The organism is Janthinobacterium sp. FW305-129 (assembly GCF_020858115.1).
Taxonomy (GTDB): domain Bacteria; phylum Pseudomonadota; class Gammaproteobacteria; order Burkholderiales; family Burkholderiaceae_D; genus Janthinobacterium.
The window spans coordinates 11,743-25,642 of record NZ_JACYMM010000021.1; the positions used below are offsets into that span (position 1 = coordinate 11,743).

11 protein-coding genes and 1 other RNA gene are annotated in these 13,900 nt (G+C 62.8%); 2 read left to right on the forward strand and 10 right to left on the reverse strand.

Annotated features, from left to right (window positions below; genetic code table 11):
• Window positions 1-2,160, forward strand: coding sequence for a putative bifunctional diguanylate cyclase/phosphodiesterase (locus tag IGS61_RS27005; protein WP_230542396.1), 2,160 nt, complete (start codon window positions 1-3; stop codon window positions 2,158-2,160).
• Here the strand turns inward: IGS61_RS27005 and IGS61_RS27010 are convergent.
• From IGS61_RS27010 to ubiD, 7 genes are all read right to left on the reverse strand, one after another.
• On the reverse strand, window positions 2,129-3,271 hold the full coding sequence (locus IGS61_RS27010; RefSeq protein WP_230542397.1) for an esterase-like activity of phytase family protein: 1,143 nt from the start codon (window positions 3,269-3,271) through the stop codon (window positions 2,129-2,131). The genes IGS61_RS27005 and IGS61_RS27010 overlap by 32 nt on opposite strands.
• Before the next feature lie 71 nt (window positions 3,272-3,342).
• Window positions 3,343-4,560 carry a CaiB/BaiF CoA transferase family protein gene (locus IGS61_RS27015; protein WP_230542398.1) on the reverse strand — a complete coding sequence of 406 codons (1,218 nt, stop codon included), beginning with the start codon at window positions 4,558-4,560 and terminating at the stop codon, window positions 3,343-3,345.
• Window positions 4,561-4,563: 3 nt separating this feature from the next.
• Window positions 4,564-5,154: a recombination mediator RecR gene (recR, locus tag IGS61_RS27020; protein ID WP_076570564.1), complete on the reverse strand. Its 591-nt coding sequence runs from the start codon at window positions 5,152-5,154 to the stop codon at window positions 4,564-4,566.
• Between the two features lie 47 nt (window positions 5,155-5,201).
• Window positions 5,202-5,528, reverse strand: a complete 327-nt coding sequence (locus IGS61_RS27025) for a YbaB/EbfC family nucleoid-associated protein (RefSeq protein ID WP_034759121.1) — start codon at window positions 5,526-5,528, stop codon at window positions 5,202-5,204.
• Window positions 5,529-5,568: 40 nt separating this feature from the next.
• On the reverse strand, window positions 5,569-7,914 hold the full coding sequence (gene dnaX, locus IGS61_RS27030) for a DNA polymerase III subunit gamma/tau (protein WP_230542399.1): 2,346 nt from the start codon (window positions 7,912-7,914) through the stop codon (window positions 5,569-5,571).
• Window positions 7,915-8,153: 239 nt separating this feature from the next.
• Window positions 8,154-8,252: signal recognition particle sRNA small type (ffs, locus tag IGS61_RS27035), an RNA gene on the reverse strand.
• Window positions 8,253-8,375: 123 nt separating this feature from the next.
• Window positions 8,376-9,860, reverse strand: coding sequence for a 4-hydroxy-3-polyprenylbenzoate decarboxylase (ubiD, locus tag IGS61_RS27040; RefSeq protein WP_071650179.1), 1,485 nt, complete (start codon window positions 9,858-9,860; stop codon window positions 8,376-8,378).
• Between the two features lie 479 nt (window positions 9,861-10,339).
• Between ubiD and IGS61_RS27045 the strand changes: the two genes are divergently transcribed.
• Complete coding sequence (locus IGS61_RS27045; RefSeq protein WP_172404761.1) at window positions 10,340-11,257, forward strand: lytic transglycosylase domain-containing protein; 918 nt, start codon at window positions 10,340-10,342, stop codon at window positions 11,255-11,257.
• A 121-nt stretch (window positions 11,258-11,378) separates the two neighbouring features.
• Here the strand turns inward: IGS61_RS27045 and nusB are convergent, their stop codons facing one another.
• The 3 genes from nusB to ribBA form a co-directional block, all read right to left on the reverse strand.
• Window positions 11,379-11,849, reverse strand: coding sequence for a transcription antitermination factor NusB (gene nusB, locus IGS61_RS27050; RefSeq protein WP_071078713.1), 471 nt, complete (start codon window positions 11,847-11,849; stop codon window positions 11,379-11,381).
• Window positions 11,850-12,037: 188 nt separating this feature from the next.
• Window positions 12,038-12,520 (reverse strand): 6,7-dimethyl-8-ribityllumazine synthase, encoded by a 483-nt coding sequence (gene ribH / locus IGS61_RS27055; protein ID WP_034759563.1) that lies wholly within the window; start codon window positions 12,518-12,520, stop codon window positions 12,038-12,040.
• Window positions 12,521-12,579: 59 nt separating this feature from the next.
• Complete coding sequence (ribBA, locus tag IGS61_RS27060; RefSeq protein WP_219891552.1) at window positions 12,580-13,701, reverse strand: bifunctional 3,4-dihydroxy-2-butanone-4-phosphate synthase/GTP cyclohydrolase II; 1,122 nt, start codon at window positions 13,699-13,701, stop codon at window positions 12,580-12,582.
• Window positions 13,702-13,900: the final 199 nt, after the last annotated feature.

Below are 13,900 nucleotides of genomic sequence, written 5' to 3' on the forward strand. Positions count from 1 at the left end.
ATGACAGCGCCCCTCTCCCCTCCCCGCGGCCTGGTGCTGGTGGCCGACGACGATCCCGTGATGCGCTTGCTGATGCGGCAAATGCTCACGCAAGTGGGCCTGGACGTGATCGAGGCCGAAGACGGCGTGCAGGCACTGGCCAGCTACAAGCACAGCGGACCCGACCTGGTCATGCTCGACGTCGACATGCCCGCCATGGACGGCTTTGCCGTGTGCCGCGAAATCCGCCACCAGGAAGTGGGCGGCACGGTGCCCATCATCATGGTCACGGGCGGCGACGAACTGGAAGCCGTCACGCACGCCTACGAGGTGGGCGCCACGGACTTCATTTCCAAGCCCATCAACTGGCCCATCCTGGGACACCGCGTGCTGTACGTGCTGCGCGCCAGCGACGCCATCGCCCGCCTGCGCATCGCCGATGCGCACAACCGCGCCGTGCTGGCCGCCATCCCCGACACCTTCTTCCGCCTGAACCGCGAAGGCTTTTATCTCGACTATGAACAGGGGCATGACGCCAGCGCCGGCTTTTCCCTCAGCGACTGCGTGGGCAGCCATATCCGCGACGTGCTGCCGCCCGAAATCGCCGCGCGCCTGCTCGATAAGGCGCACGCCGTGCTGGCCACGCAGCATATCGGCTCCGTCGACTACACGCTCACGCACGAAGACAGCACGCGCCATTTCGAGGCGCGCCTGGTGGCGACGGGGGCCGACGAGGTGCTGGGCCTGGTGCGCGACATCAGCGAGCGCAAGCGCACCGAGGAACAGATCCGCCGCCTCGCCTATTGCGACAGCCTGACGGGCATCCCCAACCGCCAGGCATTCCTGGAAACCCTGGAACGGGAACTGCTGCGTTCGAAAGAACACGACAAGAAATTCGCCGTGCTGTTCATGGACCTCGACGCCTTCAAGCGCATCAACGACACCCTGGGCCACGACGTGGGCGACCATTTGCTCAAGGTGGTGTCCGAGCGCCTGCGCGAAACCATCCGCCCCAGCGACCTGGTGCTGCGCGCCGAGCACGAGTTCGGGCCCAGCTCCGGCGGCAGCAACCTGGCGCGCCTGGGCGGCGACGAATTCACGATTCTGATCCCCGACCTGGAACGCGTGGAAGATGCGCTGAACGTGGCGCACCGCGTAAAAGAAGCCATGCGCCGGCCCTTCATGATCGAGGGGCACGAGATTTTCGTCACGGCCAGCATCGGCATCTCGCTGTATCCGGAAGATGGCGAGGACTGCAACTCGCTGCTCAAATACGCGGACACGGCCATGTACCACGCGAAGAACTGCGGCAAGAACAACGCCAAGCTGTACAGTTCCTCGCTGACGATGGAAATCATGAGCCACGTCAAGATGGAAGTGGGCTTGCGCAAAGCGTTACAGAACAACGAGCTGTATCTGCTGTACCAGCCGCAGATCGACGTGCCCAGCACGCAGATCGTCGGCGTGGAAGCGCTGGTCCGCTGGCGCCATCCCGAGCGGGGCATCATTTCGCCCACGGAATTCATCCCGCTGGCCGAGGAGACGGGGCTGATCGTGCCCATCGGCGAATGGGTGCTGCGCACGGCGTGCAACCAGGCCAAGGCGTGGCAAAACGATGGCGGACGCGCCATCCGCATGGCCGTCAACCTGTCGGCCAAACAATTCAAGGATGAAAACCTGATGCAGATCGTGCTGTCGGCCCTGGCCGACACGGGCCTCGACGCGCGGCTGCTGGAACTGGAATTGACGGAAGGGACGTTGATGGACGATGCGCGCGCCACCATGGTGACCCTGGAGCAATTGCGCGGCATCGGCGTCTACCTGTCCATCGACGACTTCGGCACGGGATACTCGTCGATGAATTATTTGAAACGCTTCGACGTGCGGGCCTTAAAGATCGACAAGAGTTTTATTGCCGGCTTGCCGCAGGATACGGAAAACGCGGCCATCACGCGCGCCATCATCGCCATGGCGCACGGCTTGAAGATGGTGGTGGTGGCCGAGGGCGTGGAAACGGACGAGCAGCTGGTGATGCTGGAAGAATACGGCTGCGACATGGCCCAGGGATACTTTTTAGGCCACCCGTCGCCGCACGACACGATCACGGCCATGCTGGCCAGGCAGACGGGCCAGCTGGCCAGCCTGGAAACTAGAGCACTTCGAAGGCAAGGATTTGCGTGACTTGCTGCGGATTAAAATTATCGTCAGAAATCATCACCAGGCTGCGGCGGCCGTTCGCCAGGCGCGGGCCCCAGCTGATGCCTTCGATATTGTCGACCCGGGACAGGCCGATCTTTTCCAGGTCCAGCAGCAGGCGCTTGCGCGCCGGCACATAGCTTGCGCCCGCCAGGGCGGGGATGGCCTGGATGTCGGTGGCGCCATCCGTTTCCATCGCGTAGATGCGCACGTGGTTCGTGTACAGGCCGTTCGCGTTGGCCACGCCGGCCCGCTCCACCACCAGCACCTGATGGCCGTTGACGGCGAGGATTTCCGACACGCCATTGTCCGCTTCGCGCCCCGGCGCGGGCCGCGACGCCACCGGCTCGATCGGATACGCATACTGGCCCAGCACGGTGCCGGCGCGGTCCAGGCGCGTGATGCGCACCACGGAACCGCGATCTGGCGTGGCCAGCGGGCCATCCTGGTACAGGGCCGCTTCCATGCCCAGCCACAGGCTCTTGCCGTCCGACGAGAACGACAGCGCCTCGAAGCTCATGTTGTTGCGCGAACCGATTTCTTCCTTCGAGACATTGAACATGGCGGGCGTGGGCAAGGTAGCCAGATACTTGCCATCGCGATCCGCGTGGCGCACGAACGGGTGCAAGCCCACCTTGCGGTTGCCTTCGCTGCCATACCACAGGCTGCCGTCCCGCGGATCGACGCGGATGGTTTCGATGTCGGGCACCTGCTCGCCCCGGTCCAGCTTTGCATGGGCCAGGTTCGGATAGCGGCTGCCGTCGGGCTGCGTGAAGAAATGCACGCTGTTGAAGGTCACGGCAGAGAATGCCGTGCTGTCGTAGCTGAGCGTGGCGCGGTAAAAGCGGGCCGGATTGATTTCCGAGCGGTCGTCGCTTTCCATCACCCAGGTATTGCTGGCCGCATCGTAGTCGATGCCGGACAAGCCGCCCACCGTGGTGCCCTCGAACGCGTATTTGAGCGCAATGCGCTGCTCGCCGATCAGGCGCAGGCCGGCAATCGGCGCGTCGTGGGGGAAGCTGGCACAGGCGGAGAGGAGGATGGCGGCGGACGCCAGGGCAAGCGCGGTGCGCGCGCGGTGGAACGGTTGAGGCATGCTGATTCCGAAATTAATTGAACCCAGAAACAAAAGCTGGGGTCAGACCCGACGGGCCTGACCCCAAAAAATTACACCACCCCATCGGCCTTCAGTTGCGCGATGGCGGCGGCGTCATAGCCGAGCGACGCCAGCACCTCGTCGTTGTGCTGGCCCAGGGCCGGCCCCAGCCACTGCGTCTTGCCCGGCGTGGCGGACAGTTTCGGGCTGATGGCGGGCAATTTGACGGGCGTGCCGTCGGCAAAGTGGTGCTGTTCGAACATGTTGCGGGCGAGAAACTGCGGATCGCTCATCATGTCGCGCACGGAGTAAATCTTCCCGGCGGGGACGTCTGCCGCCGTCAAGACGGCCAGCGCGCTGTCTATCGTGTGCGTGGCGCACCAGGCGCCGATGGCGTCGTCGATTTCCTGCGTGCGCGCCACCCGGCCGTCATTGCGCGCCAGCTGCGGGTCGCCCGCCATGTCGATGCGGCCCATGGCCAGCATCAAGCGCTTGAAGATGGCGTCGCCGTTGCCGGCAATCACGATGTTTTCGCCGTCGCCCGTCGTGTAGGTATTCGAGGGCACGATGCCGGGCAGCGAGCCGCCCGTGCGCTCGCGCACGACGCCCGCCTGGTCGTATTCGGGCACCAGCGACTCCATCAGGTTGAACACGGATTCATACAGGGCCACATCGACCATCTGCCCTTCCCCGCCGTCCCGGCCGCCCGTCACGTCGCGGTGGCGCAGCGCCATCATGGCGCCGATCACGCCGTGCAGGGCCGCCACCGAGTCGCCTATCGACACGCCGACGCGCACGGGCGGGCGGTCGGCAAAGCCGGACACATAGCGCAAGCCGCCCATCGACTCGCCGATGGCGCCGAAACCGGGCAAGTCCTTCATCGGTCCCGTCTGGCCAAAGCCGGACAGGCGCACCATGATCAGCGACGGCTTTTCCTTTTTCAGCTGCTCATAGCCGAGGTCCCACTTTTCCAGCACGCCGGGACGGTAGTTCTCGATGATGATGTCCGCTTCCAGGGCCAACTGGCGCGCGATGGCCCGGCCCTCGGGCGTCTTCAGGTTCAGGGTCAGACTTTTCTTGTTGCGCGCCTGCACCGACCACCACAGGGACGTGCCATCTTTCAGCACGCGCCAGGTACGGATGGGGTCGCCGCCATCGGGCGACTCGATCTTGATCACGTCGGCGCCGAATTCGGCCAGCATGCGGGCGCAGAACGGCCCCGCGATCAGGGTGCCCAGTTCCAGGACTTTGATGCCCGTCAAAGGACCAGCCGACGTTTTTTCTTGCATGATTTAGGTTGCCCTGCGGTCGAGCATCGCGCGGGCAATCGTGCCCGCGTCGACGTATTCCAGTTCGCCGCCCACGGGCACGCCGCGGGCCAGGCGGCTCACGCGCAAGCCCCGCGCCTTCAGCATTTCGCTGATGTAATGGGCCGTCGCTTCGCCTTCATTCGTGAAATTGGTGGCCAGCACCACTTCATTGACCACGCCATCGTTGGCGCGGTTCAGCAATTTTTCGAGGTGGATATCTTTCGGGCCGATGCCGTCCAGCGGAGAGAGCCGTCCCATGAGGACGAAATACAGGCCCTTGTAGGTGAGCGTCTGCTCGATCATCAGCTGGTCGGCGGGTGTTTCCACCACGCACAGCAAGCGCTTGTCGCGCTCTTCGTCGAGACAGGTCTCGCACACTTCATGTTCGGTAAAGGTATTGCACAGGCCGCAGTGATGCACGGCATCGACGGCCTGGAACAGGGCGCGCGACAGCATGGCCGCGCCTTCCCTATCGTGCTGCAACAAATGAAACGCCATCCGCTGCGCCGACTTGGGGCCGACGCCGGGCAGGCGCCGCAGCGCCTCGGTCAAGAATTCAAGCGACTTTGACATGGATCAACCCTGCCCAGTGCCACAGATCGAGCGCATGCGGTGTTGCATCAGAATGGCATTTTGAAGCCGGCTGGCAAGTTCATGCCGCCGGTCAAGCCTGCCATTTTTTCCGCGGACGTCGCTTCCGCCTTGCGCACGGCGTCGTTGAAGGCAGCGGCCACCAGGTCTTCCAGCATGTCCTTGTCGTCGGCCAGCAGCGACGGGTCGATGGACACGCGCTTGACGTCGTTCTTGCACGTCATGACGATTTTCACCAGGCCGGCGCCGGACTGGCCTTCCACTTCCACCAGCGCCAGTTGTTCCTGGGCCTTTTTCATGTTGTCTTGCATTGCTTGCGCCTGCTTCATCAGGCCAGCCAGTTGATTTTTCATCATAAGAATGCTCCGTTAATTCAGTTTGTGAGTGTGTTAATCATCAATGCAGGGTCGGCGCGGCGGAGCCGGCCGGTGCAGGGGTAATCGTTCCCGGCACGACAAAGGCGTCGAATACACGCTTCATGTCGAGCACGAAGGGATCGCTGGCGATGGTTTCTTCCGCGGCAAGCTGGCACGCCTCGCGGTGGGCCTGCGCTTCCGCGCTGGCCGTGTACCAGACGGCGCCCAGTTCCGTGTCGACATTCACCTTGCGGCCGAAACGCTCGCTCAGCACGGCCGCCAGTTTTTCCACGTTGGCCGGACTGCGCCACGTGTCGATGGGCACGCGCAGGCGGAACGTGGTGCTGTGGCCGTCGTGCAGGCATTCGATCAGCTCGGCTTGCACGGCCAGCTGCTGGGCTATGCCGCGCAGGGGCAGCACGGCGGCGACGGCCGGCCAGTTGCCGTCCCAGTCCAGGCCCGGCACGGGCGTAATCACGTACGGCCCGCTGGGCGCGGCTTGCTTGGCGGCACGTTGCGGCATGACGACGGCCGGCTGCTCGCTGCTTTGCGCGGCGGGCGCCGACACGGCGGCCGAGGCACTGTCGTCGGAAAATTCGGTGACCCAGGGCGGCAAGTCGTCGTCGGCGGGCGCCTGCTGCGGCGGCGGAGCGGCGGGACGCGCCGGCTGCACGGGCGCCGCAACGGCAACGGGCGCTTCCATCACGGCCACGGGCGGCGCATCGTCCCACGGCGCCGGCGCTTGCGCGGCGGCCGGTGGCGGCGGTGCAGCCTGGACGGGCGCTGCCGGAGCGGGCGCGGCCGGGGCGGGCGCGGCAACAGCGGCAGCCGGTGCCGGTGCCGGTGCGGCCGGCTTGGGTGCCGATGTTGGCGCCGACGGCGCGCTGCCCGGACGGCCTTTCGAGGCGGCGCGGGCCGCTTCCAGCGCCGCATTGATGGCGGCGCGCGCGGAACTGATCGGCGCGCCCGAGGCTGCCGGGGCAGCCGCAGGCGGCGCCGCCGCTGGTGCCGGGGCTGCTACAGGTGCGGGTGCGGGTGCCGGTGCTGGTGCAGCCGCGCGTGGCGGCGGCGCTTCGCTGCGGGCCATGCTGGCGGCAGCGGCGGCCACCACGGCCGCTGGCGCCGCGGCGCCAGCCGTCACGGCGGCATGGCTGGCCACGCTGTTCGTGGCGGCGCGGGCGGCCGGTGCGGAAGCGCCAGCGGCGGCGCGCGCGGCGGCGACGGCGGCGGGACGGTTGCCAGGGGCAGCCGCCGGTGTCGCAGCCGGCACGCCTTCGGCGCCGCCTATGCCGGGCCGAAAGGCCAGCATGCGCAGCAAGGTCATGGTAAAGCCCGCATATTCGTCGGGCGCCAGGCCCAGTTCATTGCGGCCATGCACGGCGATCTGGTAAAACAGCTGCACTTCTTCCGCGTCGAACGCGGCGGCCAGACGCACGATGTCCGCGTATTCGGGCAAATCCTGCGGCAAGGCGGCCGGCACGGTTTGCGCCAGCGCAATACGGTGCAGCAAGGTGCCCAGGTCTTGCAGGGCACCGTTATACGACAGGCTGCGCGAGGCCATTTCGTCGGCCACGGCCAGCAAGTCCGCGCCATCCTGCTGCGCCAGCGCGTCGAGCAGGCGCACGAGGTACGACTGGTCGAGCGCGCCCAGCATGCCTTGCACGGCGTCGAGCGTGACTTCGCCGGCCGCATACGCGATGGCCTGGTCCGTCAGCGACAGCGCGTCGCGCATGGAACCATGGGCGCCCTGGGCCAGCAGGCGCAAGGCCGGCTGTTCGAAGGCGATGCCTTCCTGTCCCAGGATATTGTCCAGGTGGCTGATGATGTGGCCGGGCGGCATCTGCTTGAGGTTGAACTGCAGGCAGCGCGACAGCACGGTCACGGGAATCTTTTGCGGGTCCGTCGTGGCCAGGATGAACTTGACGTGCTCGGGCGGCTCTTCCAGCGTTTTCAGCATGGAATTGAACGCGTGGTTCGTCAGCATGTGCACCTCATCGATCATATAGACCTTGAAGCGCGCATTGCTGGGCGCGTAGACGGCTTGCTCCAGCAGCTGCGCCATTTCATCGACGCCGCGGTTCGACGCCGCATCCATCTCTATATAGTCGACAAAGCGTCCCGCGTCGATCGCCGTGCACGCTTCGCAGACGCCGCAAGGCTGGGCCGTGATGCCGCCCGTGCCATCGGGGCCGATGCAATTGAGCGACTTGGCCAGGATGCGCGACAGGGTCGTCTTGCCGACGCCGCGCGTGCCCGTGAACAGGTAGGCGTGATGCAATCGGCCGCTGTGCAAGGCATGCGTGAGCGCGCGCACGACGTGCTCCTGGCCGACGAGCGTCTCGAAATTCTTGGGGCGGTATTTACGGGCGAGGACTTGATAGGACATGCTGAGATTTTACCATGCGATTTTGCGGGTGATCCTGCGCGGCGGGCGCAAGCCTCATGGCCGGGCCAGGCAAACCTGGCAAACGCGGCAAAGCAGCAATTGTATAACATGGCCAGCTGGAAATATGGAAAACACGGCAAGCCCGGCAATGCTGCGGCGTCGCAGGAAAACGGGGCCGTAAAAGCAAAAAAGCTGCCCATGGCAGCTTGATTGTTGATCCAGATTAAAACATTCCCGAAGGAGGCGAGCCTGATCTGCGGCACTCATGGTTAATAGCCGTGGCTGCTTCGTTCCCGACCTGACCAGGTTAGCCATGCCACGATGCGCAGGGGCCCGCCGGGGACAATTATAACCGACCTGCGCAAGATTGGGGAAGTCACGCAAAAACCAGAGTACCCCAACGGCGAAATCTGGGGTCGTACCCTCAGGGTACGACCCCGGCATCTGCTCTTGGGTTGGCCTTACAAACCCAGCTCCTGCCAGATGCCATCCACCTTCGCCTTCACTTCCGGCGTCATGGCAATCGTCGTGCCCCACTCGCGCGTCGTTTCGCCCGGCCATTTATTCGTCGCGTCGATGCCCATCTTGCTGCCCAGGCCGCTGACGGGCGAGGCGAAGTCCAGATAATCGATGGGCGTGTTGTCGACCAGGGTGGTGTCGCGGATGGGGTCGACCCGCGTCGTGATGGCCCAGATGACCTCTTTCCAGTCACGGATATTCACGTCTTCATCGACCACGACGATGAACTTGGTATACATGAACTGGCGCAAGAAGCTCCACACGCCGAACATCACGCGCTTGGCGTGGCCCGCGTACTGTTTCTTGATCTGCACCACGGCCATGCGATAGCTGCAGCCTTCGGGCGGCAGATAAAAGTCCGTGATTTCGCTGAACTGCTTTTGCAGCAGCGGCACGAACACTTCATTCAGGGCCAGGCCCAGCACGGCCGGTTCGTCCGGCGGTTTACCGGTATACGTGGAGTGGTAGATCGGGTCGCGGCGCATGGTGATGCGGTCGATGGTAAACACGGGGAAACTGTCCTGCTCATTATAGTAGCCCGTGTGGTCGCCATACGGCCCTTCCAGCGCGTGCTCGTAGCCGCTCGGATGGTTTTCGTCGGGGTAGATATGGCCTTCGAGCACGATTTCGGCGGAAGCGGGCACGCGCAGCTCGCTGCCGATGGCTTTCACGAGTTCCGTGCGGCTGCCGCGCAGCAAGCCGGCGAACTGGTATTCGGACAAGCTGTCCGGCACCGGCGTGACGGCCCCTAATATAGTAGCGGGATCGGCGCCCAGCGCGACGGCGATCGGATACGGCTTGCCCTTGCTTTGAATGGCATGCTCGCGGAAGTCCAGCGCCCCGCCCCGGTGGGCCAGCCAGCGCATGATGACCTTGTTGCGTCCCAGCACTTGCTGACGGTAGATGCCCAGGTTTTGCCGCTTCTTGTTCGGCCCCTTGGTGATTACCAGGCCCCAGGTGATCAGGGGGGCGACGTCGCCGGGCCAGCAATGCTGGATGGGCAGGCGCGCCAGGTCGACGTCATTACCCTCCCAGACGATTTCCTGGCATTTGGCGCCGCGCAATTCCTTCGGCGACATGTCCCACACGGATTTCACCAGGGAACCCAGGCCCAGCAGATCCTTGAAATCCTTCGGCGGTTCCGGCTCCTTCAGGCGCGCCAGCACATGGCCGATCTTGCGCAACTCGCTGACGTCTTCCGCGCCCATGCCCAGCGCCACGCGGCGCGTGGTGCCGAACAGATTGCCCAGCACCGGCATGTCGTATCCCGTCGGATTATTGAACAGCAAGGCCGGTCCGCCCGCGCGCAAGGTGCGGTCGCAGACTTCCGTCATCTCCAAAATCGGTGAAATGGGGGTCGAAATGGGCTTAAGTTCACCCATTTGTTGCAGTTGAGAAATAAAATCTCGCAAATCTGAATATTTCATGTGTTTTTAATTTTTTTTGACGTCGGACGCCGTTGCTGAAGGATCTATGCCAAGTAATTGATTTTATTGGCTTTTGGCACAATGCAAGACAAAAAGTAAGACATAAAAGTAATAAAGAATCGATTCGTTAGTATTGACTTGATATAAAACGGCTTCTACAATTCGCCCAACTTGAAAGAGCACGCCGGCCCAGAGCTTGATTTTAGCGTTTCTCTTTCATTCACGGAGTCGGGGCTCCACATGACATTTTAAGGAGTGTTTTCAAAAGGCGTCTGCCTTACCCCCGGTAAAAGTTGTATTGCGACTGATCCAATACCAAAAACGGGACCGATCAGCTCAAGCAAGCAATGACGGCGTTTCTCGCACGCATCCATACGCGGCGGAAACGATGATATTTCTGATGCACGGCATTGGCAGTACCCACAACACCGCGACACCGCGGAGGGGCTGCCTGTTGACGCGACATTTCGGGGAACTCTATGACTCATCGTAGCACTGAAGCAGCCTTGCCTGCTTCAACCGTGGCTGGGCAGCCAGCGTTGGCGCGTTTGCGCGCCCGCGCACAAGCCATTTCGGCGCGTGGCGTTTTGACCACGGCACAACACACACTGACAGTCTTCGGCATTTCCGCCCTGGCACTGATCGCCCTGCTGATGTTCCGCCCGGACCTGGGCAAGCAACTGACGCACAGCCTGTTCCCGCTGCCAATGGCAGAGGCGCAAGCCGTCGAAGCGCCGGCCCTGTCGGCACTGATGGAAGCGCCTGCTTCCGTGCAAACGGCCGCCGCCAGCGACGCACCGCTGACCAAGGAAGAAAAAGCCTTGCTGGGCACGCAAAAGCAGCAGCAATGGGTCACCAACTGGCTCTCCAAGCGCTACCGCGTGGCCAACGACGCCACCAATATGCTCGTCTCGACGGCTTACCTGACGGCCCGTGAAATCAAGCTGGACCCGCTGCTGATCCTGGCCGTGATGGCCATCGAATCGGGCTTGAACCCGTTCGCGGAAAGCCCCGTGGGCGCGCAAGGCTTGATGCAGGTCATGTCGAAAGTGCACCATGAGCGCTTCCAGGAAATGGGCGGCGTGCAAGCTGCCTTGAATCCCGTCGCCAACATCCGCGTCGGCTCCCTGATCCTGAAAGACTACGTCACGCGTGGCGGTTCCGTCGAAGCGGGCTTGAAAACCTATGTGGGCGCCGCCAACTTCGCCACCGACTCGGGCTACGGCTCGCGCGTGCTGGCCGAATACCGCCGCCTGAAGCAAGTGTCGGCTGGCCAGCGCGTGCCGACCACGACGCCGGTGATGGCATCGAACACGCCAGCGCCAGCCAAGGCGCCTGCAGCGGAAAGCGGCATCACCATCAAAGTGCTGCCGCACAACGAGATCGCCGGCCTGTGACCCTTTAAAAGCCCTCACAGGGGCATCCAAAAAGCAGCACCCAAAGAAAAAGCCACCGCACGCAAGTGCCGGTGGCTTTTTTGTTGCCCTGCGGCAGCAGCCGCAGGAACTACGCTATATATTACTTGCGCTTGTTGGCGCCCACTTCTTCCTCGCGGAATTTCACTGCCAGCTTGTCGAGCACGCCGTTCACATACTTGTGGCCGTCGATACCGCCAAACGACTTGGCCAGCTCGACCGCTTCGTTGATGACGACGCGGTACGGGATTTCCATGTTGTTCTTCAGCTCGAACGCGCCGATCAGCAGGATGCCGTGTTCGATGGGCGACAATTCCGCGATATTGCGATCGATCAAAGGTGCCATGCTGTCGCGCAGCGCCAGCGAATCCTTGATGGCGCCGTACAGCAGCACCGTGAAATGATCGCCATCGGCCTTGTCGAAGCCGTGGGCCGCGCGAATATTGTTCACGACGGTAGTCGCGTCTTCATTGTTCAGCAGCCACTGGTACAAGCCCTGCAGCGCAAACTCGCGCGCGCGGTGACGCGGCGTGCGGTTTTTGCTGGGGTTGGCGAGCAAATTTTTCTCAGTCATGATTGTTACCTGTTCTTAAGTACGTGTTCACTACAAATTCCGGCGAGACACTGCGGCGCGCTTTTAGGCAGCGCAGCCGCAATTCAAGCGTGCGTGAGAAGGATGTCAGGGCAAGGCGCGAGGCCGAAGACAGTACGAAAGTACGGCGAGGCCTTGCAACGCAGCCATGGCATTCTTATCACACGCGCTTAGTCTTCGTCGGTGTCTTGCAACTCTTCTAGCGCTTGCGCCAGATTAGCCATTTCCACTGCCACGCGTGCCGCTTCCGCTCCCTTGACCAGCATGCGCACTTCCGCCTGCTCGTCGTTTTCCGTCGTCAACACTGCGTTGGCGATGGGGATGCCGTAATCGAGACCGACGCGCGTGATGCCCGCGCCCGATTCGTTCGATACCAGCTCGAAGTGGTAGGTTTCACCGCGAATCACGGCGCCCAGTGCGATCAGGGCGTCGAATTGCTCGGTTTCTGCCATTTTTTGCAGAATCAGCGGGATTTCCAGGGCGCCCGGCACGGTCACGTGCAGGATATCTTCATCGGCCACGCCCAGCTTGCTCAACTCTTCCAGGCATGCCGACAGCAAGCCACCACCGACGATTTCATTGAATCGTGCCTGGACGATACCGACGCGCAAACCTTCGCCGGCAAAATTGGTTTCGTATGCTCCTACGGTCATCATATGCCTCTTTAATCTGGTGGTTCAGGGCGACATGCACATGTCGCCATCGTTTACTCTTACATCGACGTCTGGCCTGGATGGCACTGAAAACCGGTGACTTCCAGGTCAAAACCGGCCATCGACGGCATCTTGCGGGGGCTGGCCAGCAATTGCATCTTGCTCACGCCCAGGTCGCGCAGGATTTGCGCGCCGATGCCATAGCTGCGCAAGTCCATGCTGGCGGCGCGGCCTTTCGGCTTGGCTTGCGGCGTATCGAGCGCGGCGAACTGGGCAAACAGCTCGCCCGACGTCTCGCCGCAGTTCAGCAAGACCATCACGCCCCGCTCGGACTGCTTGATGGCGGCCATCGAGGCGGCCACCGTCCACGAGTGGGTGGTCGCTTCGCTTTCCAGCACGTCCAGCAGGGAAACGGGCTGGTGCACGCGCACCAGCGCTTCCAGGCCGGGTGCCAAATCGCCATGCACGAGGGCCAGGTGGGCCGACGCGCTGGGCTTGTCGCGGAAGGCGATCAAACGGAATTCGCCATGCGCCGTGTGCAGGGTGCGCTCGGCAACGCGCTCGACCAGGGATTCCGTCTGGCTGCGGTAATGGATCAGGTCGGCAATCGTGCCGATTTTCAGGCCATGTTGCTCGGCAAACACCAGCAAGTCCGGCAGGCGCGCCATGGTGCCGTCATCCTTCATGATTTCGCAAATGACGGACGCGGGCGTCAGGCCGGCCATGGCCGTCAAGTCGCAACCGGCTTCCGTATGGCCTGCGCGCATCAGCACGCCGCCCTTTTGCGCTTTCAGCGGGAAGATATGGCCAGGCTGGACGATATCGCTGGGCTGCGTGCCCTTGGCAACCGCTACCTGGATGGTCTTGGCGCGGTCGGCGGCGGAAATGCCCGTCGTCACGCCTTCGGCCGCTTCGATGGACACGGTGAAGTTGGTGCCATAGGCCGTGCCGTTGCGCGACGTCATCATCGACAGGTTCAGCTCGTCGCAACGCTCTTCCGTCAGGGTCAGGCAGACCAGGCCACGCGCATGCGTGATCATGAAATTGATGGCTTCAGGCGTCACGAAATCGGCGGCAAGCACCAGATCGCCTTCATTTTCCCGGTCTTCTTCATCGACCAGTATCACCATGCGGCCGGCGCGTAATTCAGCGACGATCTCTTCGGTGCTGGAAATAGACATCTTTGATCCTCTTAGTAAGGCTAAAAACTGAAACATCGCGTGCGAATATTCCGCGAATTTCCGGGAATTTTCTTATAACCTGCTATTTTAAAGGATTTAGCGCTTGCAGACCTGAAATAAGACAGCTTTGCGGCATGGGCGCCGCAGCCTGCCCCGCAAAGCGCCGATTCCACGATCCGGCGCACACGGCGGCGGCAAG